Origin of the sequence: Fluviicoccus sp., from assembly GCF_030646115.1 — a bacterium.
In the GTDB taxonomy this organism is placed as follows: domain Bacteria; phylum Pseudomonadota; class Gammaproteobacteria; order Pseudomonadales; family Moraxellaceae; genus Fluviicoccus.
The window spans coordinates 117,567-142,401 of the sequence record NZ_JAUSMX010000019.1; the positions used below are offsets into that span (position 1 = coordinate 117,567).

General features: G+C 60.8%; 19 protein-coding genes. 8 read left to right on the top strand and 11 right to left on the bottom strand.

The annotated features are described in order from the left end of the window. Positions 1-238 precede the first annotated feature (238 nt). Positions 239-1,150: an alpha/beta fold hydrolase gene (locus tag Q7T36_RS14555; protein ID WP_304850119.1), complete on the bottom strand. Its 912-nt coding sequence runs from the start codon at positions 1,148-1,150 to the stop codon at positions 239-241. A gap of 82 nt (positions 1,151-1,232) precedes the next feature. On the opposite strand from Q7T36_RS14555, the gene Q7T36_RS14560 reads away from it, so the two are divergent. The 3 genes from Q7T36_RS14560 (at position 1,233) to Q7T36_RS14570 (ending at position 4,579) form a co-directional block, all read left to right on the top strand. After that, positions 1,233-3,317 (top strand): hypothetical protein, encoded by a 2,085-nt coding sequence (locus Q7T36_RS14560; protein ID WP_304850122.1) that lies wholly within the window; start codon positions 1,233-1,235, stop codon positions 3,315-3,317. Then, positions 3,314-4,024, top strand: a complete 711-nt coding sequence (locus Q7T36_RS14565) for a DUF3142 domain-containing protein (RefSeq protein WP_304850125.1) — start codon at positions 3,314-3,316, stop codon at positions 4,022-4,024. The genes Q7T36_RS14560 and Q7T36_RS14565 overlap by 4 nt, the downstream gene beginning before the upstream one ends. Positions 4,025-4,117: 93 nt before the next feature. Continuing rightward, entirely contained in the window at positions 4,118-4,579 is a 462-nt protein-coding gene (locus Q7T36_RS14570) for a hypothetical protein (protein WP_304850128.1), read from the top strand. 32 nt (positions 4,580-4,611) lie between these two features. Here the strand turns inward: Q7T36_RS14570 and Q7T36_RS14575 are convergent, their stop codons facing one another. The 4 genes from Q7T36_RS14575 to Q7T36_RS14590 all read right to left on the bottom strand — a co-directional run bounded on the left by Q7T36_RS14575 (position 4,612) and on the right by Q7T36_RS14590 (position 8,272). After that, positions 4,612-6,111, bottom strand: coding sequence for an NAD(P)/FAD-dependent oxidoreductase (locus Q7T36_RS14575; RefSeq protein ID WP_304850130.1), 1,500 nt, complete (start codon positions 6,109-6,111; stop codon positions 4,612-4,614). A gap of 87 nt (positions 6,112-6,198) precedes the next feature. Further along, on the bottom strand, positions 6,199-6,651 hold the full coding sequence (locus tag Q7T36_RS14580) for a thiol-disulfide oxidoreductase DCC family protein (protein WP_304850133.1): 453 nt from the start codon (positions 6,649-6,651) through the stop codon (positions 6,199-6,201). Further along, positions 6,644-7,243: a hypothetical protein gene (locus Q7T36_RS14585; RefSeq protein WP_304850136.1), complete on the bottom strand. Its 600-nt coding sequence runs from the start codon at positions 7,241-7,243 to the stop codon at positions 6,644-6,646. The genes Q7T36_RS14580 and Q7T36_RS14585 overlap by 8 nt, the downstream gene beginning before the upstream one ends. Positions 7,244-7,315: 72 nt before the next feature. Beyond that, entirely contained in the window at positions 7,316-8,272 is a 957-nt protein-coding gene (locus tag Q7T36_RS14590; protein ID WP_304850138.1) for a hypothetical protein, read from the bottom strand. Positions 8,273-8,416: 144 nt separating this feature from the next. Between Q7T36_RS14590 and Q7T36_RS14595 the strand changes: the two genes are divergently transcribed. The 3 genes from Q7T36_RS14595 (at position 8,417) to Q7T36_RS14605 (ending at position 11,166) form a co-directional block, all read left to right on the top strand. Further along, entirely contained in the window at positions 8,417-9,478 is a 1,062-nt protein-coding gene (locus Q7T36_RS14595) for an AraC family transcriptional regulator (protein WP_304850141.1), read from the top strand. A gap of 74 nt (positions 9,479-9,552) precedes the next feature. After that, positions 9,553-10,335, top strand: coding sequence for a nitroreductase family protein (locus tag Q7T36_RS14600; RefSeq protein ID WP_304850144.1), 783 nt, complete (start codon positions 9,553-9,555; stop codon positions 10,333-10,335). 15 nt (positions 10,336-10,350) lie between these two features. Next, complete coding sequence (locus Q7T36_RS14605; RefSeq protein ID WP_304850147.1) at positions 10,351-11,166, top strand: metal-dependent hydrolase; 816 nt, start codon at positions 10,351-10,353, stop codon at positions 11,164-11,166. Positions 11,167-12,264: 1,098 nt separating this feature from the next. Here the strand turns inward: Q7T36_RS14605 and Q7T36_RS14610 are convergent. The 4 genes from Q7T36_RS14610 to acs all read right to left on the bottom strand — a co-directional run bounded on the left by Q7T36_RS14610 (position 12,265) and on the right by acs (position 19,252). After that, positions 12,265-13,746 (bottom strand): NAD(P)/FAD-dependent oxidoreductase, encoded by a 1,482-nt coding sequence (locus Q7T36_RS14610; RefSeq protein WP_304850149.1) that lies wholly within the window; start codon positions 13,744-13,746, stop codon positions 12,265-12,267. 192 nt (positions 13,747-13,938) lie between these two features. Continuing rightward, on the bottom strand, positions 13,939-15,585 hold the full coding sequence (locus Q7T36_RS14615; protein ID WP_304850152.1) for a tetratricopeptide repeat protein: 1,647 nt from the start codon (positions 15,583-15,585) through the stop codon (positions 13,939-13,941). 90 nt (positions 15,586-15,675) lie between these two features. Next, positions 15,676-17,139: a DUF3336 domain-containing protein gene (locus tag Q7T36_RS14620; RefSeq protein WP_304850154.1), complete on the bottom strand. Its 1,464-nt coding sequence runs from the start codon at positions 17,137-17,139 to the stop codon at positions 15,676-15,678. A 142-nt stretch (positions 17,140-17,281) separates the two neighbouring features. Beyond that, positions 17,282-19,252 (bottom strand): acetate--CoA ligase, encoded by a 1,971-nt coding sequence (gene acs, locus Q7T36_RS14625; protein WP_304850157.1) that lies wholly within the window; start codon positions 19,250-19,252, stop codon positions 17,282-17,284. A 299-nt stretch (positions 19,253-19,551) separates the two neighbouring features. Here acs and Q7T36_RS14630 point away from each other — a divergent pair, with 299 nt between their 5' ends. Then, on the top strand, positions 19,552-21,318 hold the full coding sequence (locus Q7T36_RS14630) for a GspE/PulE family protein (RefSeq protein WP_304850160.1): 1,767 nt from the start codon (positions 19,552-19,554) through the stop codon (positions 21,316-21,318). Positions 21,319-21,325: 7 nt separating this feature from the next. Here the strand turns inward: Q7T36_RS14630 and Q7T36_RS14635 are convergent, their stop codons facing one another. Continuing rightward, positions 21,326-21,568, bottom strand: a complete 243-nt coding sequence (locus tag Q7T36_RS14635) for a hypothetical protein (RefSeq protein WP_304850162.1) — start codon at positions 21,566-21,568, stop codon at positions 21,326-21,328. A gap of 124 nt (positions 21,569-21,692) precedes the next feature. Next, on the bottom strand, positions 21,693-22,865 hold the full coding sequence (gene rhlB / locus Q7T36_RS14640) for an ATP-dependent RNA helicase RhlB (RefSeq protein WP_304850165.1): 1,173 nt from the start codon (positions 22,863-22,865) through the stop codon (positions 21,693-21,695). A gap of 282 nt (positions 22,866-23,147) precedes the next feature. On the opposite strand from rhlB, the gene Q7T36_RS14645 reads away from it, so the two are divergent. Then, complete coding sequence (locus Q7T36_RS14645) at positions 23,148-24,779, top strand: long-chain-fatty-acid--CoA ligase (protein WP_304850167.1); 1,632 nt, start codon at positions 23,148-23,150, stop codon at positions 24,777-24,779. Positions 24,780-24,835: the final 56 nt, after the last annotated feature.

The following is a 24,835-nucleotide window of genomic DNA, read 5'->3' on the forward strand; positions in this document are numbered from 1 at the left end:
TGTTCGATACGTCTTTTGCAACGAATGGTTTTTCAGCGCCGAACGGCAGTGAAATTCCGATAATCGGTCTTTCGACCTATTTCGCAGGCGAGAATATCGGCCGATTGAGGCAGATCAAATGGGAAAAACGGACAGTGGCCATGTGATAAACGGACAGCATGAGCCCTGGAAAGCCAGTGATGCGAGGAATTATGGACGACCAAAGGCATTGGCCGTTTTGACAGGATGATGAAGGCTTTTAACCCCGCACCGGACCGTTCAGGAACAGTCCCAGCTCGCGCACAAACTTCAGCGGTTCATCCATCAGCGGCACATGGCCGGATTTGTGGAAACGGATAATCCGGGCGTCGGGGGCATAGTCGGCAATGGCCATCTGCCCCGCCGGGGCGTACAGCGGCGACTTCATCCCCACCATCACCGTCACTGGCACCGGACACTGCCGCAGGGCATGCCGGTAATCGTGACCGCCGCCGACATAGGCGCGCAGATAGGCCCGGCAGTCGTCTACCCGGCTCAGCGGCAACCAGCGTGTCAGTTGCCCCGGACTGATCAGCAGCTGGCGCAAGACCGGCTTCAACAACGGCTTGCCGGTCATGCCGGCGGCAATCTCGGCCAGCGTGGCGGCGGCTTCACGGCGGGCGGACAGCGGCATTTCGCCGATGTGGGTCAAAGCTGTGTGTTCATCCAGCAGGTCGCCCAGGCGGTGCATCTGCCCGAACAACTCATCCTGACGATGCCCGAACAGGCCGTGGTTCCAATCCGGCCGGTTGCCGACGCAGGGCGATTGGTCGATATGCAGGTAACGCCGAACCCCGTGCAGACCGAACTCCTTGTTCAGGTGCAACGCCGTGGAGCCGCCCAGGGAAATTCCGGCCAGCAGGAAATCGTGCAGGTGGAAATACGCGATGATGTCCTGCACGTCTTCCATATGATTATGGAAAACATCGGCCTGATTTAGCCGGATGTGCGCCGACTTGCCGAAACCCCGGAAGTCCGGCAGGTAGAAGCGGAATTTGTTCAGGTAAGGCAGGATGAACGGCAGCCAGTGGACGCTGTGCATGCCCAGGCCGGGCAGCATCAGCACCGGTTGGCCACGGCCGACCACGCGCACGTACAACGATTTTCCGTCACGAACAGGAACAAATGGCATGGTGCGGGCTTCCCCGTTAAGCTAAACGCAGTCCCGGACTATAACTGTCCGTCCCCCTGACCGAAAGCCCGCCGAGCCGATCATGCGCCGCCTGTCCTTGTTGATCACCAGCCTGTCTGTTTTTGCCACAACGCCCGTCATGGCCTGTTCCGATGACTATTGCGAACCGGAAATGACGCTCACCGCCAACCAGTGCGGTCTGTCGGCCCTGCCCTTCCTCAGCCCGGCCAACGACACCCGCGTCAATCTGGCGTTGTTACTGGCTGAAAAGGGACGGTTCCCGCTGCATGCCGCCGAGCAGGACTACCCCTCATCCGCTCCGGAGCGTGTGCCGTTCACCATTTTCTCCGTGCTGGGCCAACCCCAGACTGCACCGACAGAGGAACCGCCGCCTCCGAAAGCACCCGCGCTGCTGGCCAAACTGGGTATCCCGGACAGCCGCTGGCAAAGCGAGTTGGTTGAGCGTCTTGGCTATGGCACTGGCTCACCCTGTCAATCAAACTCAGCACCTTCAACAACAGCTTTTCTGGAACAGCTGGATGTGGCCGAGCTTAACCTCGCTGAAGCCAGGGCGCTGGCCGGTGCGCGCCTGCAGCTTAACGGCCTGTGCGAAGGTGACACGTTCCCTCCTCTGTCTAGCTTGCCGCGCACTGGCATTGCCGGAGATTTCAGCCGTTATTTAGCCGCCGCCACCGCCTTTTATGCCGGACATTATGAGGAGTCTGAGTCACTGTTCCAGTCGCTGACATCATCCACACAACCTTGGCTGGCAGAAACCGCCCGCTATATGCTGCTGCGGGTGCCCCTGAACCATGCTCAAGTCATGGCTACGAACGAATGGGGCAACTTCGAACGCGCCAAATTGAACATGGAACAGCTAAAACTGGCACTGCAACGCACCGATAGCTACCTTGCCTATTATCCCCAAGGCCGTTATGCCGCCTCTGCCAATGGGCTTTACCGTCGCATCTACTGGCTGATGGGGGACCACGAACGGCTTGCTGCTCGTTATGACGCCGACTGGCGTAACGACACCGCTTTATCGCTGCTGGCAGAGGTTGATGACAAGATTTTTGTCCAGCAAGAAGACTTCTACCCACGCTCCATGCCAGAGCTGTTTCTTGTTAATGCCCTGCGCAGTCAGCGGGCAACCGAGAGTGAGAAGCCCCGACCAACCGCTGACCAACTGCAAAAACGCATTAATGACACGTTCGGCAATACAGCTCCGGCTTGGTCTGGTTACCTTCTTGCCTCCCAACGCTACTTTGTAGACGGTAATTATGCACTGAGCCTGCAAGCGACTACATTGCCTGCCGAGCCAGTACTGCCTATGGACATCACCGCCTTCAGCACGCAAATACTGCACGGATTGTCACTGGCCTCGCTGCAACGCTGGGATGATGCGGAGCAACACTGGCGGCACCTGCTGGAGGTTGAACAAGACCGCCTGCGCACGCCGCTGCTGCAACTGGCGCTGGCCATGACGCTGGAGCGCGCCGACAAGCTGGACACCGTCTTCGCCCCGGACAGCCCGGTCAGCAACACCGTCTTCCGCCAGCCCTTGCTGGGCATTGCCCCGGCGCCGCTGCTGCGCACGGTGATGGCCGGTCAGCACCTGCCTCTGGACGAACGCAAAGCCGCCGCCGTCCGCCTGCTGCGCAAGGATCTGACGCGCGCCCGCTATACCGACTTCCTGACCGACCTGCCGCTGGCGGACGCCTTGGGCCCGAATGACTTCAGCGCCCCGTCACGGGCCGTGGACAACGGCGCTTATGACTGCCCGTCCTTGCCGGATGCCGTGCGAACGCTTGAAACCCGCCCCACCAGCGCCCAACACCTGAATTGCCTGGGCGACTACTTCCGCGAGTACAGCGATCACGGCTATGAAGCCCCGCGCGCCGACCTGCTGGGCGGCAGCCCTGATCGCTTCGGCAGCCGCGATCGCAGCAGCCTGGACCTGTACCGGCAGGTCATGGCCGACACCACTGCACCGGACAACGACCGCGCCTATGCCCTGTACCGGGCGCTGCGCTGCTTCGCCACCAGCGGCAGCAACCATTGCGATACCCAGGATGTTCCAAAGGCACAGCGCAAGCGTTGGTACACGCAGCTGAAAACCCGTTTCGGCAAAACGACTTGGGCGCAGGCGCAACGGGTCTACTGGTGAAGCGGCGCACGGCGCTATGGCTGACGTTATGTCTGGGCCTGCCGGTTCAGGCCCAGGTGGATGCACGAAACTACCACCAGTTCTGGCTGTGGGCGGCCGTGAAACCGCCCGCCAACCTGTTGCCGCTGACCACCACCCTCTACGTCCTGCAAGGCGAGGTGTCCGGAACCGGCCGCACGGCCGCCTTGCAGATGCAGGGCGTCAGCCCCGTGCCGCTGGCTGTGGCCGAGGTCTGGCTGTCCTGGCGGGTGCAACGGCTGGACTGGCATCCAACGGTACTGCCCGGCATGCTCAGTCGCCTCAAACGCTGGCAGCATCGCGGCGCGCACATCGCCGGCATCCAGATCGACTTCGACGCCCGCACCCTGAAACTGGCCGACTACGCCGCCTTCCTGCGCCAGCTCAAACCGCAATTGCCCGCCGGGTGCCGCCTCAGCATCACCGGCCTGCTTGACTGGACCCAAACCGGGGATGTCGCCACCTTGAACAGCCTGCAAGGCGTGGTGGATGAAATCGTGGTGCAGACCTATCGCGGCCGCCGCACTGAGCCTGACTACGGGCGCTACCTGGACAGCCTGTCGCGGCTGGAAATTCCCTTCAAGGTGGGCCTGGTGCAGGGCGGGGAATGGGATGAGACTTGGCAGACACGGCTGAAGGCAAATCCGGCCTATCGCGGTGAGGTCGTGTTTCTGCTGAATACCCGCTGATGCCGGTCGGCGACAGGTCGACAGCGAAGACTTCCTGCCGCAAAATAACCAACCATTCGATTTCTATTCAACGATTCGGGAGATGCCCTCATCATGGGTCACTGCATTACCGGTCTTGTCGCCGCGCCTTCCGTCCTGACAAAACTGTCCCGCCACCACCCCCTGCCCGCCCCGGTTCCACTGAATCAGGGACTGGCCTTCCTGCCCTTGCGCGGCATCGACCTCGACGCCTTCCTGCAACAGCCGCAAGACGGTTTTCCCGAGGGCTTCAATTACCTGTCGGCGCAACTGATCGACCGGTTGCTGACTGCCTCGCGGCTGGGACCACTGGCCTATGTGGAAATGGAGTATTTCGCCGGCGCCGGGATACAGGGCGCAGCGGTGTTCCGCGACGGGAAGCTGTTGATGCAGCCGGTCAGCGCCGGCATCGGACCGGTCAACCTGGCGCTGGGCCTGCTGGGAGTGCGGGTTGCAGGCGACCAGCAAGACGCCTTTGAGGCCATCGGCCTGTACCGGCACCGCCATACCGAGGAATGGGTGGCCGCTGCGGGCTGAATGCCCTGAGGCATCACCCCGCCGGATGGCGCTCAGGCAAACCGGTAGTCCGCCAGCGGATAATGCCCTGCCCGCCACAGCGCCATCGGCGTCGGTGTCGGCCGCAGCAACGTCGACTCCCCGTGCTGGTTGAAGTAGTAACTGTTGGCCGGGGCGCAGTTGCCATTGACGAAGACACTGCTCTCGGCATGGCGGTGCATCTCGGCCACAAAGCGTTGCTGGGCTTCCTCCCGTATCTCGAAGCGTGTGTTCTGCCGCCGGTTCATTTCCCCCAGGCAGCGCGCCATGTGCGTCATCTGGCTCTCGATGGTGAAGAAATACGACAAGCCGGTAAACGAAAACGGGCTGGCCAGATAGAACATGTTCGGGTAGCCGTGAACGGTAACGCCTTCATACGACTGGTAGCCGTGCCGGTTCCAATGCTCCCCCAGTTCTACACCGCCCTTGCCCACCACGTCGAATGCCGGAAAATTGCCTTTCTCCCAGACCTTGTAGCCGGTGGCGAGGATCAGGGTGTCGATGGTGCGCTTGACGCGGTCCTTGCCGACAATGCCGTCCGCTGTGATGTGATCAATGCCGTCCGTTACCAGTTCGACATTCGGCCGTAAAAAAGTGGGGTAATAATCGTTGGAGAAGGTGGGTCGCTTGCAGCCGAAGCTGTAGCGCGGTGTCAGTTTGGCGCGCAGGGTCTTGTCCTTGATCTGGCGATACAGGTGCGCCAGGCAGAACAGCTCCGCCGTCTTGCCGAGGAAAGGCAGTTCGCGCTGGTGCAGCGCGGCGCTGACCATGCCGATTTCCAGGATGGCCGAACCGGCCCAGCGCGCCGCCTTCTGCGTGGCGGGAACCTGCGCGAACAGCCGCTGCACCGGATTGGGAATGGCCGGATTCACCTTCGGCGACACCCAGATCGGCGTGCGCTGGTAGACATCCAACTGCTTCAGCTTTGGGGCGATGGCGGGCAGCAACTGCACAGCGGTGGCGCCGGTACCGATGACAGCGGCGCGCTTGCCGCTCAGGTCGTAGTCATGGTCCCACTCGGCGGTGTGGATGACCTTGCCCTTGAAGCCATCAATGCCGGGAATGTCCGGCCGCTTCGGCTGCGAGAGGAAGCCGGTGGCCAGGATCAGCAGCCGCGCCGTCACCGGCGGCTGACCGACCGGGTGGACGGTCCAGAGGTTCGCCGCTTCGTCATAGACCACTTTCTCCACCGTCGTGTTGAAGCGCATGTAGCGTCGCAGCCGGTACTTGTCGGCGACATGGCAGGCGTAGGCCTTCAGCTCCGCTCCCGGCGCGTAGAGGCGTGACCAGTGCGGGTTGGGCTCGAAGGAATAGGAGTAGGTGGTGGAGGCGATATCCACCGCCAGGCCGGGGTAGGTATTGATGTGCCAGGTGCCCCCCAGGTCACTGGCGCGGTCGATGATCAGGATGTCGTCAATGCCCAGCCGGTTGAGCTGGATGGCGGCGCCCATGCCGCCGAATCCGGCGCCGATGATGATGGCGTGGTGATCCACGGAGCCTGATGATGTTGCCATGGCGGGGGTCTCCTTGTTGTTGTCAGCTTGCGTATTGTTTGAACCGTTTCGAGGGGGTTGGCATTGGCCGGACAGCCCGGTTTCACCCTAGGCTGCGTCAGTCGCTGACGGCGAATCGCCCGGAAAGCGGTCTCCCCCCGGCAATAGCCTTGCCCGCAGCTGCGGCGACGGCAGCAAGCACTGGTCATGCGCCCCGAACACCTTGCGCAAGGGCCACAGCAGGCTGTAGACCGGATTGCCGATCAGGTCGGGCACCAGCAGGTCCAGCACCTTCGCCAGACGCGCCCACTTCCCCCCGATCAGGTAGCCCAGTTGCACGGCCGCCTCGAAGCGGGTAAACGCCCGGCCGTTGCGGATAATCACAAAGGTGCGGAAATCACGAGTGGGCAGGCGGTGGTGCCGCAACAGTTCTTGCCCGACCTCCGATTGCAGCGCTGCAAAGCGCAACAGCGGTTGCTGCTCGCGCTCCAGCGCAAAGTTCACTGCGCCGTTGCAGAACACGCACTTGCCATCAAACAGCATCACCGAAAACTCAGGCATGACGGGCCTCCCGGACATTGCCGGCGCTCGGGAAACTCAGTATCCGCGCCCCCTCCGGCGACTCGGCGATGGCCGTTAGTGCCTGCAAGGCTTCCGGCAGCGCCAGCAATGACGGCTTCAGGATGTCGCCGATCAGTTTCTCCACCAGCGGCAGGCCTTTTTTCGCCACCCAGACCGGCAGGCCGGGCAAGCGCTCCGGGTATGGATAAAGGTCGGCATGAATGTCGATGCGCATGCTGTGGCTGCCCTGCTCCACCAAGGTAAACGTGCCCTTGCAGTCGAACAGGCTGCGGTAATCATCGTGGTAAAACTCGAATTCAACCACCCGCCGCTGCGCGCACCAGACGGTGGTGGAGCGGATATGGTCCATGTTGCTGCGCAGGAAGGGCCGCAGCAACACCGGAATGATCGAAGTGTCGATATGCCATTTGTAGTCCACCTCGGCGGTGTGCGCGGAAGGTTGCTCAAAACGGGTAATGTCGATGCGGTCGATGCTGGGCAACCACGGCGGCAGTTGTTCCATGCCGGTGAGAAAGGCGTCATAGACCCGGTCGATGGGGAAGTGAATCAGGGCGTCGTGGCGGATTTGCATGGGGCATGCCTCGTTGCAAGCGTGTTGCCGGGGATTCCGGATACCGCGGGGCGGTACCGGAAATGTCTTGAGTCAGGGTTGGGCAGGCGCGCCGTTCACAGAACCGGCTTGCGGCGCCGCGCGGTCCAGGCACCAGGGCGACAGCACCCGGTTGACCAGGCCGCCCGGTTTCAGCACCGTGAACCACAACACCGCCAGCGCCGCCGGCAGACCGACCAGATAGCTGGCAATGTGCGCCGCGGTATCCGCCGGAACCTGACCCAGGCCGCGGGCTATGTGGTTGCCAACCCCGAACAACGAGCCAATATAATTCACCACTACCGCGCTGAAGATGGCCGCCCCCAGGCTGACAGCGAACACCGCCACCAGATAAGAAATCAGCAGGATCGGCCCGTAACCCCAGAACGTCACCGGACGACCGCGTTCGGCCAGGGCGGCGCTGTGCCACAGGAACATCAGGGCAGCAAAGGGCGGCAGCAGGTACACGCCGTCGAGATACAAGGTCATGGCCACGCTGCTGGTGATGAAATGCCAGGCAGCCACGGCCGTACCCATGATGGTGCCGCCGGTGCCCACACCCGGTGTCCACGCGGGCGAACCCGTCACCATGTCGCGGTCATAGAAGAAGCGGTCATAACCCAGCCCGTCCCAGCCGTAAACCAGAATGAAGAACATGCCGAAGTAGCCGAGCATCCAGTTCAGGTTGGCGAGGTAATATTTGCCGCACTGCAACAACTTCATACCCACCCAGAAGCCGAGGATGCCCTGGGTGATGTTGGTGATGCCGAAGGCCAGCACCAGGAATTCGTGCATGCTGGAGAAGTTTTCCGCGGCCTGCATGGTTTCCCACGAGGGATGCCTTATCAGCAGCAACATGCCGGTGGGAGACCAGCACAAGGCCAGGAACAGCACCGTCCAGACAAAGAACCGGCTCTCCAGCGGCTTTTTCAGCCGCGTCAATTGCGGGCCGGCGGCCAGCGCCAGACTGGCGCCAAATCCGTAAGCCCAGAACACATCCACTTGTACCATGATGACCTCTCGTTATCGTTATAACGGCTTGGGAACGCAGCCCCGCCGGGATGTCACCATCCTACGATGTCAATAATTTCCCCATGAGCTTGACGCAGGCCAATCTGCTTGTAATCTTGGGCCAATCAGAGGAACCTCGCCCCCATGAGCACATCGGCCACTCCCCCACGCGTTGACTTCGATACTCCGTCGGTGCCGGTGGAGTTCGCCCGCCTGATCCTGCAGATGGGCGCCGAACGCGGCTACCCGCGCGAGCGCATGCTGGCCGGTCTGGATATTCCCGTGGCGCTGGTGGACGAGGACGGCGCCTGCCTGTCCATCCGCCAGCACATGAGCCTGTTGTTGAAGGCCATTGACTTGTCCGGCGGTGAAGGCGGCCTGGGTTATGAACTGGGCCTGCGCATCGGCCTCAGCACCCTCTCGCTGATTGCCATTGCCCTGCTCAGCCAGATGACCATCGGCGACGCCATCCGTCTGGGTATCGAATACAGCCAGGTCTTCGTCCCGGTTTACCGGGGGCAACTGGACGAGGAAGATGGCTTTGCCGTACTGGACATCAGCATGGACCTGCCGATGCCGGAGTCGCTGTACCGTTACGCCTATGACATGGCGCTGGTCAGCGTCTGGAGCGGCCTGCTCAACCTGTTCGGCGGCGTCTGGCCCGATGCCGAGCTGTGGTTCGCCTATCCCGAGCCGGAATATTTCGCCGCCTACCGCGACCGCCTGCCCACCTGCCGTTTCGACATGGACGCCAACCAGATCTGTTTTCCCGCTTCCCATCTGACGCGCCGCATCCAGACCGGTGATCCGGTGATGGCGCAGTTGATGAAGGAAAAGATGGCGCGGGAACGGGAAGCGCGGAAACAGCAGGGCAAGGCCGACATCCTGACCCTGTTGCGGTCACTGCTGGTGCGGGGACCGGATGGCTATCCCGATCTGGAAACGGTGTGCTCGCGGCTGTTCATGTCGTCACGGACCCTGAAGCGCAAGTTGCAGCAGGCGGGAACCGGCTTCCAGATCCTGCTGGATGATGTACGCCGCCAGGATGCCATGCGCCTGCTGGGCAATCCGGAACGCAGCATTGAAGACATTGCAGCCTGGATGGGTTTCGTGGAACCGGCCAACTTCACCCACGCCTTCAAGCGCTGGACCGGCAAGACACCCAGCGAGTGGCGGGAGCAACAACGGAATCCCTCATCGAACTAAGCCCGAAACAGTTTGACAACCATCAAACAGTTCGATAATTTTGACACTGTCAAATATCGCCCGGAGCTTCACCGATGACCGCCTCTCCCCACGCCCCCGTCCAGACCAAGCTGATCGACGGCAAGCAACGTTATTACGAACCCGCCCCCGAAGGCATGGATGTGGAAGCTTTCCGCCAGGTGGTCACCAGCCGCCGCTCCGTGCGCAAGTTCACCACTAAACCGATTCCTAAAGCCGTGGTGGATGACTGCCTCGACCTGGCGATGCTGGCCCCCTGCTCCTCCGGCCTGCAGCCCTGGGACTTCTACGTGGTGCGTTCCGCCGACAAGAAAGCCAAGCTGGTCAAGGCCTGCATGAGCCAGTGGGCGGCCAAGAGCGCGGCGGAACTGATTGTCTGCGTGGCGCGCACCGACCGCGTCAACGAGTTCTCGAAGAAAATGATGCGCGACTGGCCGATGCCGGAAGTGCCGCCGCTGGTAAAGCGTTACTACCAGATGATTCCCTACAACTACATGCCCGGTCCGCTGAACAGTTTTGCGCGGGTGAAGAAGGCGGCGATCTCGGTGGGCGGGATCTTCACGCCGCTGCCGCGCGGCCCCTTCACCGAGGACGAGGTCAAGCTGTGGGCCGCCAAGAGCGCCGCGCTGGCCTGTGAAAACCTGGTGCTGGCTTTCCGCGCCCACGGTTACGACACCTGCATGATGGAAGGCTATGACGATGCCCGCGTCAGCAAGCTGCTGAACCTGCCGGACGGCGCTTTCCCGATCATGGTGGTGGCCGCCGGGGAGCGTTCCGACGACGGCGTGTTCTGGCCGCAGGTGCGCTTTGAGCGCGAACTGTTCATCCACGAAGTCTGAGCGGAGCCGCCCGGAATGAGCGCCATTACCGTCCGCCGCACCCGCTTCGATGCAGCACAGCCGCTGAACCGTCATTACTTCGCCGGGCAATCGCCATTGATGTCGCACCTGCTGACGGCGTTGTCACTGACCTTCCCGGACGGTGAGCAGTTCTTCGTCCATAGCGTGCGTAACGTCCGCGATCAGGTCAGCGATCCGCAATTGCAGGCGGACATCTCCGCCTTCATCGGTCAGGAAGCCATGCACTCGCAGGCACACGCCCGCTTCAACGCGGTGATTCAGGCGGACGATTACCGGTTGCAGCGCTTTGAGCAGGAAATGGAGCATGGCATGGCCACGCTGCGCTCCCGCTCGCCGCGACGGCAGCTGGCGGCGACGGTGGCCTATGAGCATTTCACGGCGTTGATTGCCGCGCACCTGCTGAGCCGTCCGCACCTGTTTGACGGTTTTGACGACAACCTGCGCCAGTTGTGGCTATGGCATGCGCTGGAGGAGCTGGAACACAAGGCGGTGGCGTTCAATGTCTATCAGGCGGTGTTCGGCAACGGCAAGGAGAGTCTGGCGCAGCGGCGGCGCAGCATGCGCACGGTGTCGGTGGGCTTTGTGATGGGGGTGGCGACCATGACCGGCAATCTGTTGTGGCAGGACCGCAAGGCCAGTCTGGGCAGTGCGCGCAAGCTGCTGCTGAATGTGCGCGATGCGGCTTATCTGCTGGATTTGGTGGTGAATACGTTGCCGCATTATCTGGCGTTTTATAAGGCGGGGTTTCATCCGGATGAGGCGGATCATGGGGCGTTGATTGCGAAGTGGCGGAAGGCCTTGGAGGCATAAGCCCTTCCGGTTTTATCAAGTCGGCTGGGCATGACGTCTGCCAGATCTACGACACACGGTCGGCTGGAATTCAAGGCGGGTCGTTGTCGGGATTTTGGGGGTGTGGTAGCTTGTGGTTGTTGCGGCGCGGTCGCTTTGCGGGAAATGTCTTTTTCAACGTCGTTTCCGTAAAATTCAGGCACCGAATTTGGTGTTAATATCAAAGTTAGGCCACCAAAACTCGCTACACATGTCCAAGTTGTCCGGTTTTACCTTCAGGTTTTGCATCGGCTCGCAAGGAGGAAAGCGCTCTGGCGTCTGGCGCGTCTGGACAAATGACGGCAAGAGTGATGTGTATGTTGCGGTACGTACTATCGCGGGGCTCTCAAAGATCAGTCTTCACGAAACTGGAGATTGCAATGCCTCTATGACCGCGCAGTCCATCGCAATGGATTCAACAATGCTGGAGAAGCTCAACGGTACACGCCACCTCGACCAGTGGAGGCGACCGCTTCGAACTGGAAGGCTGCTTTCAATTCCGCTCCGACTTCGCTTTCCGGCCTCAGAATTGCGCGCTGGTATCGATAGCGTTCCAGAGAAAGACTTGCATTGGATACCCCCGCCAATTGACGGATGTACCTGTGACGTAGTCTTCATGTTCTCCAGTTCACCCCATGAGCCTGGCGACTGGCCATGGAGAACCACAGGTGGCATTTGCTTAGCGTCGACCGTGCTGGCGAACGGTGAGAAGCTCTGGTTGGTTTCCAAGAATTACACCACCGGGCAGCCACTCGCCTCGGTTCTTGACGAAAGAAAACCATCCAATCTTCCGTTAGGTTCACGCCTTCTCATGGGCGAAATAGGTCCTGGCAACATCAGAATTATCACGGACGCAGCATCCGACAAGTCGGCGCCTACGGAAGCCTAACATCTGCCCAAGCACATCAAACTTCAAGCGCAAAACCATGAGTAGTGCTACTGATTTCGAAACAGTCACCAGCCTAACTGATCTATAAGGAACCTCCCCACCAACCTTTCGCCACGATGAAAGGCCTGCCTGACACGCCCGACCAATAAAAAAGAGGCCTTACGGCCCCTTTCTCATGTACCACGCCAACATCAAGCCGCCTGTTTCGCCTTCTTCCCCGCCGGGTTGGAAAACTCCATCACCCCGTCGTCAATCGGCTTGTAACGCAGCGTCCCCAGATCCAGCATGTAGTTCATGTAGACCTTCCACGGCGCCTTGTTGCCCTGCTTCGGCAAATGCGCCAGCGCACGCTGGATATAGCCGGAATGCATCTCCACAAAGGCCTCCTGCTGCACCGACGAGTCCTTGTTCACCGGCATGCACTGACGCAGGCCCTTCTTGTCCATCTGGTTCAGCACCCGGCACACATACTCGCTGCTGATGTCCGCCTTCAGCGTCCACGAGGCATTGGTGTAACCAAACACCATCGCCAGGTTCGGCATGCCTTCAAACAAAATGCCCTTGTAGTTCATGCGCTCGGTCAGCTTAACCGGCTTGCCGTCAACGCTGAAGGTCGCGCCGCCCATGATCTGCAAATCCAGACCGGTGGCGGTGATGATGATGTCCGCTTCCAGCTCCTGCCCCGACTTCAGCTTGATGCCCTTTTCGGTAAAGGTATCAATGTGATCTGTCACCACCGAAGCCTTGCCCTGACGCAGCACCTTGAACAGATCGCCGTTAGGCACGGCGCACAAACGCTCATCCCACGGGTTGTAACTGGGGGTGAAATGTTTCATGTCCACCTTCCCGGCCAGCTGACGGCGGGTCAGTGACAACAGCAGGCGACGCACCGGCTTCGGCTTCTTCTTCGCGAGGTTGAAGAAACCCAGCGTCAGCGACACGTTCTTGGCGCGGGTGATGCGGTACACCGCCTTCTCCGGCAGGAAACGGCGCAGGCCGGTGGCGATCGGATCCTTTTCCGGAATGGTGACAATATAAGTCGGCGAACGCTGCAGCATGGTGACATGCGCAGCCTTGTCGGTCATGGCGGGCAACAGCGTCACGGCGGTCGCGCCGCTGCCGATGATCACCACCTTCTTGCCGCTGTAGTCCAGGTTTTCCGGCCAGAACTGCGGATGGATGATCTGGCCCTTGAAGCTGTCACGACCGGCGAATTCGGGCGTGTAGCCTTGGTGGTACTTGTAGTAGCCGGTGCACATCCACAGGAAGTTGCAGGTCAGCTTTTCCACCTTGCCGGTGGCGGCATTTTCCACACTCAACACCCACAGCGCATCCGGGGTGGACCAGGCAGCGCTCAGGATTTTATGACCGAAGCGGATGTGCTTGTCGATGCCGTTCTCGAGGGCGGTTTCCTGAATGTAGTCGCGGATGGACGGGCCGTCGGCAATCGCCTTGGGGTTGGTCCAAGGCTTGAAGCTGTAGCCCAGGGTGTACATGTCGGAGTCGGAACGGATGCCGGGATAGCGGAACAGGTCCCAAGTGCCGCCGATGGCCTGACGGTTTTCGAGGATGGCGTAGGACTTGTTCGGGCAGTCGCGCTGCAGATGAACGGCCGCGCCAATACCGGAGAGACCGGCGCCGACAATTATGACATCAAGATGCTTGCTGGACATGAAAACTCCCGCGGGTTGGGTAGGTGTTCCGGCGTTGTCACGCCTGGATTGTCGTTTTTCCGATAGAAACATCTTACCGCTGCCCAAATCAAGCACGATAGTCCAAGTCAGGACAAAAAATTGTCATTCGAGGCCACTTGCCGGGTTTGCCCGCTCTGGTTGGCCCCGTCTCCGAAAAGACCTCCGGCAAGGTCAAAGACTTTGCAGCAGCGACTTGGCGGCCTCATGTCCCTCTGCCGCCGCCTTCGCCAGCAGCGGACGCGCCTGCTCCGGCTGCTTCGGCAACCCCTCCCCCAGTGCATAGGCGCGGCCCAGCAGGTAAGTGCCCTGTACATCCCCGGCGTCAGCGGCCTCCTTGAGCAGGCTGCCGCCGCGCGCCACGTCGGCCGTCACCCGCTGGCCGTTCAGCAGCCGGTAGCCCAATCCGGCGCGGGCGGTCATGTCACCGGCCTGCGAGGCTTTTTCCAGCCATTGCAGGGAGGCGGCAGAGTCAGGTTTCTCCAGCTTGTCGCTGTCCAGCAGCGCGGCCAGGTTGCGCATGGCGGCGGTTTCCCCGGCCTCGGCGGCGCGGGTATACCAGGTCACCGCGTCCGGATAAGCCTTGTATGTTTCCAGCGCCAGGCCGATGGCGGTCAGGAATCCCGGCGCCTGTTGCTCCTGCGCCCATTGCGCAATGATCGGCAGCGTATGCGCCCGGCCGCCCGAGGTGGTCACCGCGCCGCGGATCAGCTCCAGCACATCATCATCCTTGGGTTGTCCTTCGCGCAGCAGCAAGGCCACATCAAACATGGCCGGACGGCCGCTGTCGGTGAAATAGTCACTGAACCAGTCGTACCAGAGGCCAGCGCAGGCCACGCAGCGCTCCCGCTCCACGGTCACGGCATCCGATTTCATCGCCTGCCAGACATCCGCCTCCTTTTTCTCCTTGCATCCGGCCTCGGTCAGATTGCCGGTGCCGTATTTCTCGATGCAGTAGTAACCGTCGGTGAATTTGCCCCGGCGGTTATGCATGCTGTCCAGCAGTTGCCGCCGATACAGGGCGGGAGACACAATATCGCGCAGGGAGTCGCTCAAACCGCCGAAGGTGGGATTGCCCAGGGCATAGAGACTGCCCTCCAACTGCTTGTAATTCGAGCACAACACGGCGGACAGGCTGCTGTAAGGGGTGTACTTGCGATACAGCGCACTTTTGGCCTTGCAGCCCTCGGCCAGATACGCCTTGAACTCTTCCTTCTGCGCCGGACGGCGCGCCATTTCCTCGGTGTACATCGCCACGGCACGGTCATCGTCAATATCCACGCCGCGCTTGAGGATGCGAAGGTAATTGTCCGCATCCCCTTCCTTCAGGGCGATCATCGCCTCGCGGGTGGCGGCCTTGTGCTGGTGCCCCAGCAGGATGATGCCGGTGCCGTTCTGGTCGCGCTGGATATCCTCGACATAGCCCGCCCATTCCTTGTCGCTGCCGCGAATTTTCTTGCCGACTTTCTGCCGCAGGCGGTTGAGGCTGGCCTTGTCCCAGGCGTCGTTCATCGACTTCAGGCCGCCGCCGGTGAACTCCAGCAGCATGCCCACCGGCAGCAGCGAGGCTTTGATCAGTTTCTCCGCCCCTTCGTCGAGGTCGGTGGCGGCAGTGGCGTTACCGGCGCAGCCGCCGCCCAGGCAGGACATGGTTTTCTGGTCCAGACCGTTGGCCTGGCGGCGCAGCATCAGCTCCTTGGCGGAGGCGCGGGAGTAATCGCGGTAGTCCTCTAGCGGCGGCGCGGCCAAGGTCGGGGATGACCCGGCCAGCGCGCCCAGAAAGGCTGTCGTCAGGGTGAGCAGGCGGAAGGATGAATACATGGCAGGGCCAGCCGTCAAGATCAGGAATGGCCCGATTATGGCGGCTGAAAAGTGTTGCTGTCACCCCCATAGCGGGAGTGAAAAAGCCTTTCAGACCTTCGCCATCCCCACCACCTGCAACTTCATCCGCTCCCTAATTACGGCAATGCACTCCGGAAACACCCGGCTGATGCGGGTCAGGTCGCGGATCATGGCCATCTGCGGCCAGGTCGCCTTCTCCCCGGCGCGGATGTAGTCCGCCAGCCCCTGCGGTGTGGGGTTGGAAATCACCTTCAGGTAAGCCGACGGCCGGAACGGATACTGGATGTTGATATCGCCCAGATAGGTTTGCGCCGCCACGGCATGCGCCTGCGCCAGCACCGGGTTCAGTGGCGTCTTTTCAAACAGGTGCCGGCCGATATCCAGCAACTCGGCGGTGCCGGTATGAATCACCGACGATACCACCCGCTTGCCAAAAGCCTGGATGCCGCGCTGCTTGCGGTGGGTGATGAAGGGAATGACGTGCGGATTGGCCTGGCTGACGATGGTCTGGTTGACGTTGTGCAGCCGCGCCAGCCGTTCACGCGGCAGGTCGCCGTGAACCGTGCCGTCGATCCAGGTTTCCGTACTCATATACGGGACCTGCCGCCCGTCCGCCCGCCGCGCCTGCAAGGCCACCGGCGGAAACAGACCCGGCACCGCGCAGGAGGCTTGCGCTGCATATTCCACCAGCACATCCGGCGAGGTCAGGTAGTTCAACACGCGCGGCTTCTGGTGGGTACGCGTGGGCGATACGGAAATATTGAGGATGCGGCCGCTGCGGCGGTAGGCTTCCAGAAACGTGGCGCTGCCGGCATTGGCGACAATGTGTTCAAAGACCTGGGCTTCGTCCATGGCGGTGCGATGCTTCCACATCCCGACCGGGGTGCGCCAGCGCAGGGCGATACGATGGATGCGCTCCTGCGATTCGGAGAAGAGTTCATCCAGCTCCGCATCGCTGCGGTTACAGATCGCCGCCGCGACAATCGCACCCATGCTGGAACCGGCCAGCGTCTGCGGCAACAGGTGCTGTTCCCACAGCGCCTTGACCACACCCAGATGATAGATCCCGAATGCCGCCCCGCCGCTCAGCATCAACGCCGGGCGGCCATAGATGCGTTCCGCCTGTTCAAACAAGGCCAGCTTGCGCGCCTCCGGCATGCCGGGGATGGTCTGCTCACTGAGCGTGCGCATCACCCGCTCCACCTCGTCGAGGTATTCCGTGACAATCAGCTTGGTGCCGGTACGGGCATAGAGATACAAGTCGGGGTTGTTCAGTTCACCCAGATGACGGTAAACACTTTCCTGCAGCAACACCGCCAAGGCATCCAGATCATTGCTCTGGCGCATGGCCTGCATCTGGCGGATATGGTCGCGGATCAGCTTTTCGTGGAAGAAGGCCGAGCCATCCGAGTGCCGCCAGTCCATCAGCCCTTCGGCTTCGTCCAGTGCTTCGGCGGCGGCCAGCCATTCTCCGTAGGTGGAGGCTTGGTCCAGCCGGGCTTGCAGGTCAAAACGGGGAAGGAGTTTGCGCATGGGGAATGCCTCTGACAGGCGCGATCAATGGGTTGGACCAATTATCCTCCCATGGTTCGGACGGGAACAACCCCAAAGAGAACAGTTGTGCAGAAATAAAAAAGGCGCGCCGGAAACCTCCGGCGCGCCCGCTGTTTCACCCTCAGGCCGGTTCTTGCAACTGGATCAGGATCGCCGGATTTTCCAGCGTCGAGGTATCCTGCGTAATCTGCTCACCCTTGGCGATGGCGCGCAGCAGGCGGCGCATGATCTTGCCAGAACGGGTCTTCGGCAGGTTGTCGCCAAAGCGGATGTCATCCGGCTTGGCGATGGCGCCGATTTCCTTCGCCACCCAATCGCGCAATTCCGCCACCAGTGCCTTGGCTTCTGCGCCGCTGGGGCGGGCGCCCTTCAACACCACGAAGGCCACGACCGACTCGCCCTTGATCGGATCGGGCCGTCCCACCACCGCCGCTTCCGCGACCTTGTGGTTGGCCACCAGCGCCGACTCGATTTCCATGGTGCCCAGGCGGTGACCGGACACATTCAGCACGTCATCAATACGGCCCATGATCCAGAAGTAGCCTTCGGCGTCGCGGTTGGCGGAGTCGCCAGCCAGATAGTACTTGCCGTTGAACTCCTCGGGGAAGTAGGACTTCTTGAAACGCTCGGGGTCGCCCCACAGCGTGCGCACCTGCGACGGGAACGGGCGCTTGATCACCAGGATACCGCCCTTGCCCAGCTCCACCGGATCACCGGCTTCATCCACGACATCGGCCATGATGCCCGGCAGCGGGAAAGTGCAGGAGCCCGGCTTGGTCGCCACCGCGCCCGGCAGCGGCGTAATCATGTGGCCGCCAGTCTCGGTCTGCCACCAGGTATCGACGATGGGGCAGCGTCCGCCGCCGACCACTTCGTGGTACCAGATCCAGGCTTCCGGGTTGATCGGCTCACCCACCGAGCCCAGCAGCCGCAGCGACGACAGGTTGTACTGCTTCGGCAGATCACCACCCAGCTTGATCAGCGAACGGATCGCGGTCGGCGCAGTGTAGAAGGTGGTGACGCGATGGTCTTCGATCATCTTCCAGAAACGGCCGGCGTCCGGATAGGTTGGCACGCCCTCGAAAATGACTTGTGTCGCACCCACGGCCAGCGGGCCATAAGCCACATAGGTATGGCCGGTGATCCAGCCGACGTCGGCGGTACACCAGAACACATCATCCGGCTTGTAGTCAAAGGTCCACAGCATGCTGTTGACCGCGCCCAGCAAGTATCCGGCGCTGCTGTGCTGCACGCCCTTGGGTTTGCCGGTGCTGCCGGAGGTATAAAGGATGAAGAGAGGGTCATCGGCATAAACCCAGGTCGGCTCGCACTGCTCGGGCTGCTTGGCAACCAGGTCATGCCACCAGATGTCGCGCCCCCGCGTCCACGGGCCGTCTTCGTGCAGCACGCGCTTGAACACCACCACCCGCTCCACGGAATCGCAGCCGCCCATGGCCAGCGCTTCATCCACGGTGTCCTTTAGCGCCACGATCTTGCCGCCACGCACACCGCTGTTGGCGGTAATCACCAGCCGCGCCTTGGCGTCGATGATGCGCTCGTTGACGCTCTTGGCCGAGAAGCCGCCGAACACCACCGAATGGATGGCGCCGATCCGGGCGCAGGCCTGCATCGCCACCACCGCCTCAATGCTCATCGGCATATAGATCAACACCCGGTCACCCTTGGTGATGCCCAGACTCTTAAGGCCGTTGGCCAGCTGGCAGACCTTGCGGTGCAGTTCGGCATAGGTGACGCGGGTGACGGTGCCGTTGTCGGATTCAAAGATGATGGCCAGCTTGTTCGCCAACTCCGGCAAATGACGGTCCAGGCAGTTATAGGAGACGTTCAGCTCACCGTCTGCAAACCACGAAAAGAACGGGGCATTGCTTTCATCCAGCACTTGGGTGAACGGCTTCTTCCAGCTCAGGTTCTGGCGGGCCAGACTGGCCCAGAAGCCTTCATAGTCATCTTCCGCCTGCTTGCACAAGGCGCGGTATGCGTCCATGCCGGAAATACGGGCCTTGGCGGCAAATTCGGCGGACGGCGGGAAGTGGCGGTTTTCGTGCAGGACGGTATCAATGGTCGAAGACATGGGGCAGGCTCCTTGTTATGTGATGACCCGAAGGAATGGAACGTTTTTAAGCGATTTTACGTCCGGTTGGAATGGGTTTAAGGGACTGACACATACAAAACGCCGCATGGCTGCGGAATTGCCGGTTTTTAATCCATTTCCAGCCGGTCTTTCAGACGACTGACATTAAGGAGCCCCTGATACAAATGATTGACCACGTATCCAATAAGTTTTAGATTCCGAGAAAAGGCTCACATAAATTATTGTGCACCACCGAATTATTTGCCTGCTAGCGGAAGGCAGCCCACCGGTATCTCAACATGCCTGTAACCGCACCATCCACCTTCCAGCAACCCACGATGATGCCCTACGTGGAAATCATCCGTGACAGCTCCCAGCTCAAGCAGTATTTCGGGCGGATGCACCGTTACGACCCGCCTCCCGTGCATGACATCCTGATTTCGTCCGGCATGATCACGGAAGAACAGTACCGGACCGCCATGTCAGACCCTAACCGGGTGCAAAGCCAGCATATCGCTTTCTACTTTCGGCATCAGGGGCTGATCACGGACGATGACCTCGGCCATATTCTGGGCCGTTGCTTCGGCATCCCCTACGTCAACCTTCATGATTTCGACATCGACATCAGCACCCTGCAAAGCATTCCGGTCGAATTCGCCCGCAAGAATGCCGTAATGCCGTTGTTGTCGCAGGAAACCAAGCTGGTCATTGCCGTTGCCGACCCCACCAACAACACCCTGATGGAGACGCTGCACTTCATCACCGGCAAGCAGATCGAGCTGGCGGTGTCCACCTACGAAGACATCATGCTGGCGGTGTCCACCTATTACAGCCAGGATGAAATTGCCAAGGCGCTGCAAACCGTCGATGTCCTGTCGCATGAGCCCGGCGATACGCCAATCAGTGAAAAAGCCCTGGAACGGCCGGTGGTGCAACTGGTGCAGAACCTGATTGCCGAAGCCGTCATGAACCGCGCCTCGGACATTCACATCCGGCCCCGGCAGAGCGCCGTGGAAATTTACTTCCGGGTGGACGGCCAACTGGTGCACCAGCGCAGCTTCAGCAAGCAACTTTTGTCCGCCATCACTTCCCGGCTGAAGATTTTCGGCGGCATGGACATTTCCGAACACCGGGTTCCGCAAGACGGCCGCGCCCGCATCCGTTTCGGCGACAAGGAAATCGATTTGCGGCTGTCCATCATGCCCGGCATCTATGGCGAAGACGTGGTGATCCGCCTGTTGGACAGCCAGTTCGCCATGAAACACCTGGAAGATCTGGGTTATGAAGGTGATGACGCCGAACGCATCCGCCACCTGCTCTCCCGCAATAACGGCATGTTCCTGGTCACCGGCCCCACCGGCTCCGGCAAGTCCACCACGCTTTACACCGCCATTGAACAGATCCGTTCCGACAGCATCAACATCATTACCGTGGAAGACCCGGTGGAATACCGGATGGACGGCATCACGCAAATCCAGATCAACAACCAGACCGGCTATACCTTTGCCCGCGCGCTGAAGCACATTTTGCGCCACGATCCGGATGTGATCATGCTCGGGGAAATCCGCGACGAGGAAACCGCGAAGATGGCGGTGGAAAGCGCCCTCACCGGCCACCTGGTGCTCAGCACCCTCCATACCAACAGCGCCGCCACCACCATCACCCGTTTTCTGGAAATCGGCGTGGAGTCGTACCTGCTGAGCAGCACCCTGCTGGGCGTGCTGGCGCAACGACTGGTGCGCAGCAACTGCCCGCATTGCCTCATTCCCGAGGAGGTTTCACCCGGCGTGCGCAAGGTCATGGGCGTCGAGGATGGCGAAGTGTTCTACAAAGGAGGGGGCTGTGAGTTCTGCAAGCACCGCGGCACCAAGGGACGCCGGGCGGTCTATGAATTGCTGGTGATGACACCGGCGGTGCGCAACCTGCTGCAACCCGGCGTTCAGGCCGACACCATCCAGCAACTGGCCATCCAGGAGGGCATGACTCCTTTGACAGAACATGCCCTGCACCTGGCGCGCCAAGGACTGACGTCGCTGCAGGAAGCCTACAACATGCGGCTGGAGTAAAACCCCCTCAGCCCTTGGCGGACGCCATGGCCTGTTCAATGCGGAACAGCGCCGCTTCCACCGTCCCCAGTTCATCGGCAGCCAGACGGCTGATTTCGTTCAGCACATCGGCATTTTCCAGTTGCTGGGCCTGTTCCTCAAAATCAGCCGGAAGTCCGTTGGCGTAATCCTTGCGGATGGCGTTAAGGCGGGTCAGCAATGCATCGCGGCGAAGGGTAAGTTCGGCCTTGCGGGCGGCGAGATCAGGCATGGGAAACCTCATGATTATTGGGGGGATTATTCATTATCCGCTGATGCCTTGCCAGGGGCAAGCCAAATGAAGAAGGAGCGCCCTTGGGCGCTCCTTCTTCATTTGGCGAAAACAGCGGGTCGGTTCAGACCGGCGCCAGCAGCGCTTCCGAAGGGTGCAAAATCGACAGCTTCTTGCCAATCGCCTGCTCCAGCGCGGGAATCAGGAAGGCGTCGTCTTCACACGCAAAACTGATGCTCTTGCCGCTGGCCCCGGCGCGGCCGGTTCGGCCGATGCGGTGCACATAGTCATCGGTCTGCTCGGGCAAGGTGAAATTGACGACATGGCTGACGCCGTCGATGTGGATGCCGCGACCGGCGACATCGGTGGCCACCAGCACCTTGATCTTGCCTTCGCGGAAGCTTTCCAGCGTCTTCACGCGCTTGTCCTGCGGCACTTCGCCTGAAAGCACGGCGCAGGAAATATTGTTGCTCTTCAGCAGGTCGCCCAGACGGCGCACCTGGTCGCGGCGGTTGGCGAACACCATCATGCGTTCCACCTGTTCCTCGCAGATCAGGTTATAGAGCAACTGGTATTTCTGCTCGGCGCTGACAATGTAGATCACCTGCTCCACCGTGTCGGTGGTGACCGACTCCGGCTCAATTTCCACGCGCAGCGGTTCAAACTGCCATTGCTGGGCCAGGTTCAACACATCGCGGTTGAAGGTGGCGGAGAACAGCAGCGTCTGCCGGTGCGACTTGGGCGGGCACATGCGGATAATGCGCTTGATGTCGGGAATGAAGCCCATGTCAAGCAGGCGGTCGGCTTCGTCGATCACCAGCACTTCAATCTGGTCGAGGTACACTTCACCCTGACCGGCAAAGTCCAGCAGGCGGCCGGGCGTGGCGACGATGATGTCGGTGAAGTCGCGCTGCAGTTGTGAACGCTGCTTGTCATAATCCATGCCGCCCACCAGGGTGACAATGCGCAGGCCGCTGTGCTTGCACAGCAACTCGGCATCCTTGGCGATCTGCAGGGCCAACTCCCGCGTGGGGGCCAGGCACAAGGCGCGGGCTTCACCCACGAAACGGTCTTCGGCGGGCGGAGTCTTCAGCAGGTCGTTGATCAGCGTGATCAGGAAAGCGGCAGTCTTGCCGGTGCCGGTCTGGGCGCGGCCAATGGCGTCGTGGCCGGAGAGCGTGAAACGCAGCACTTCGGCCTGAATGGGTGTGCAATGAGGGAAGCCCAGGTCGTCAATGGCGCGCTGCAGGCGGGAGTCCAGCGGGAGTTCGGTAAACTTGATGATTTTATGAGTCATTTCTGGAAATCGGTTCCGGGGTTGTGACGCCGCACCCGTCAGGCGGGAGAAGTCGTCAGCCAGTACAAAAAACAAGGCTGGATGATAACAGTATCCGGACAGCAAATATGCAGAATCACCAAAAATGCTGACGGAGAACACGTCTGGCCGTTCCTGCAAAACAAATGTCCGCCCCTGACGCCGCCTCACGCCTAAAATCCGGCCCCTCCGCACCCTGACAAGCCGGCCCTTCTGGTCTACTCTTGGCTGCTGAAGTGTCCCTCAATTCGCGAGAAAACAACAATGAGCATGATGCAGCAACCCCTGCTGATTTCCTCCCTGATCGAACACGCCATCGTCTCCCATCCCGACGCTGAAATCGTCAGCCGCAAAGTGGAAGGCGGCATCCACCGATACACTTACGGCGAGGCCGCCAGACGCAGCAAGCAGTTGGCCAATGCCCTGACCCAAAAGCTGGGCGTTCAGGCCGGCGACCGTATCGGCACGCTGGCGTGGAACACCTGGCGGCATTACGAGCTCTATTTCGGCGTTTCCGGCATTGGCGCGGTGACTCACACCATCAACCCACGCCTGTTTCCAGAACAGATCGTCTATATCGTCAACCACGCCCGGGACCGCTACATCTTTGTCGACCTGACCTTCCTGCCGTTGCTGGAAGCCGTGCACGACAAGCTGCCCAATGTAGAAGGCTATGTTGTCCTGACCGACCGCGAACACATGCCCGCCGCCAGCAAGCTCAACAACCTGTTGTGCTATGAAGAACTGATTGCCGACCAGTCTGACGAATTCACCTGGCCCCCTCTGGATGAAAACTCCGGCGCGGCGCTGTGCTACACGTCCGGCACCACCGGCCACCCCAAGGGTGTCATGTACACCCAGCGCTCCACGGTGCTGCACGCCACGGCCGCCACCCGTCAGGATGCGCTGAACATCCACGGCGACACGGTGATCCTGCCTGTGGTGCCCATGTTCCACGTCAATGCCTGGGGCACGCCTTATGCCGCCACCATTACCGGCGCCAAGCTGGTGTTCCCCGGGGCGGGCATGGACGGCGCTTCCCTGTATGAACTGATCAACAGCGAACAGGCCACGCTGTTGCTGGGCGTACCGACAGTGTGGCTGGGCTTGTTGAACTACCTCGACCAGATCAACGCCAAGCTGCACAGCGTACACAGTGTCGTGGTGGGCGGTTCCGCAGCACCGCTGGCCATGATCAAGGCCTTCGACCAGAAACACGACGCCTTCCTGATCCACGCCTGGGGCATGACTGAACTCAGCCCGCTAGGCACCATCAACAACCTCAACAAGAAACTGGACGCCCTGCCCCGTGAAGAGCGCTACCAGCGGCAGCTGAAGCAGGGGCGGCCGGTTTACGGGGTAGAAATCAAGATTGCCGATGAGGAGGGCAATGAATTGCCCCGTGACGGCAAGACCTTTGGCCGCCTGCTGGTGCGGGGCCCTTGGGTTGCGGGCGAGTATTACCTGCATGACGACAAGAAAGCCTTTGCCGACGGCTGGTTTGACACCGGCGATGTCGCCACCATTGATGCTGAAAACACCATGCAGATCGTGGACCGCTCCAAGGATGTGATCAAGTCCGGCGGCGAATGGATCAGCTCGATCGATCTGGAAAATGCGGCGGTAGGCCATCCCGGCTTGAAGGAGTGCTGCGTGATCGGGGTTTATCATCCCAAGTGGGATGAGCGGCCGTTGTTGCTGGCCATCCGCAAGGAAGGCAGCACGGTGACCGAGCAGGAGGTGCTGGATTTCCTGAAAGACAAGATCGTGAAGTGGTGGATGCCGGATGCAGTCGTATTCGTGGACGAACTGCCACACACCGCGACCGGCAAGCTGCTAAAGACCGGTGTGCGCGAGCAGTACAAGAACTGGCTGGTGGAGAATGGGCGGGCTTAAGCCCTCAAGGCCTGATCAGGCATGGATAACACAGCGCGAGCGGGTGTCATTTCACC

Excerpts from the sequence above, each read along its gene's own strand:
- Q7T36_RS14555 (WP_304850119.1), bottom strand. The coding sequence starts at position 1,150 with ATGCCATTTGTTCCTGTTCGTGACGGAAAATCGTTGTACGTGCGCGTG.
- Q7T36_RS14560 (WP_304850122.1), top strand. The coding sequence starts at position 1,233 with ATGCGCCGCCTGTCCTTGTTGATCACCAGCCTGTCTGTTTTTGCCACA.
- Q7T36_RS14570 (WP_304850128.1), top strand. The coding sequence starts at position 4,118 with ATGGGTCACTGCATTACCGGTCTTGTCGCCGCGCCTTCCGTCCTGACA.
- Q7T36_RS14575 (WP_304850130.1), bottom strand. The coding sequence starts at position 6,111 with ATGGCAACATCATCAGGCTCCGTGGATCACCACGCCATCATCATCGGC.
- Q7T36_RS14580 (WP_304850133.1), bottom strand. The coding sequence starts at position 6,651 with ATGCCTGAGTTTTCGGTGATGCTGTTTGATGGCAAGTGCGTGTTCTGC.
- Q7T36_RS14585 (WP_304850136.1), bottom strand. The coding sequence starts at position 7,243 with ATGCAAATCCGCCACGACGCCCTGATTCACTTCCCCATCGACCGGGTC.
- Q7T36_RS14590 (WP_304850138.1), bottom strand. The coding sequence starts at position 8,272 with ATGGTACAAGTGGATGTGTTCTGGGCTTACGGATTTGGCGCCAGTCTG.
- Q7T36_RS14595 (WP_304850141.1), top strand. The coding sequence starts at position 8,417 with ATGAGCACATCGGCCACTCCCCCACGCGTTGACTTCGATACTCCGTCG.
- Q7T36_RS14600 (WP_304850144.1), top strand. The coding sequence starts at position 9,553 with ATGACCGCCTCTCCCCACGCCCCCGTCCAGACCAAGCTGATCGACGGC.
- Q7T36_RS14605 (WP_304850147.1), top strand. The coding sequence starts at position 10,351 with ATGAGCGCCATTACCGTCCGCCGCACCCGCTTCGATGCAGCACAGCCG.
- Q7T36_RS14610 (WP_304850149.1), bottom strand. The coding sequence starts at position 13,746 with ATGTCCAGCAAGCATCTTGATGTCATAATTGTCGGCGCCGGTCTCTCC.
- Q7T36_RS14615 (WP_304850152.1), bottom strand. The coding sequence starts at position 15,585 with ATGTATTCATCCTTCCGCCTGCTCACCCTGACGACAGCCTTTCTGGGC.
- Q7T36_RS14620 (WP_304850154.1), bottom strand. The coding sequence starts at position 17,139 with ATGCGCAAACTCCTTCCCCGTTTTGACCTGCAAGCCCGGCTGGACCAA.
- acs (WP_304850157.1), bottom strand. The coding sequence starts at position 19,252 with ATGTCTTCGACCATTGATACCGTCCTGCACGAAAACCGCCACTTCCCG.
- Q7T36_RS14630 (WP_304850160.1), top strand. The coding sequence starts at position 19,552 with ATGCCTGTAACCGCACCATCCACCTTCCAGCAACCCACGATGATGCCC.
- Q7T36_RS14635 (WP_304850162.1), bottom strand. The coding sequence starts at position 21,568 with ATGCCTGATCTCGCCGCCCGCAAGGCCGAACTTACCCTTCGCCGCGAT.
- rhlB (WP_304850165.1), bottom strand. The coding sequence starts at position 22,865 with ATGACTCATAAAATCATCAAGTTTACCGAACTCCCGCTGGACTCCCGC.
- Q7T36_RS14645 (WP_304850167.1), top strand. The coding sequence starts at position 23,148 with ATGAGCATGATGCAGCAACCCCTGCTGATTTCCTCCCTGATCGAACAC.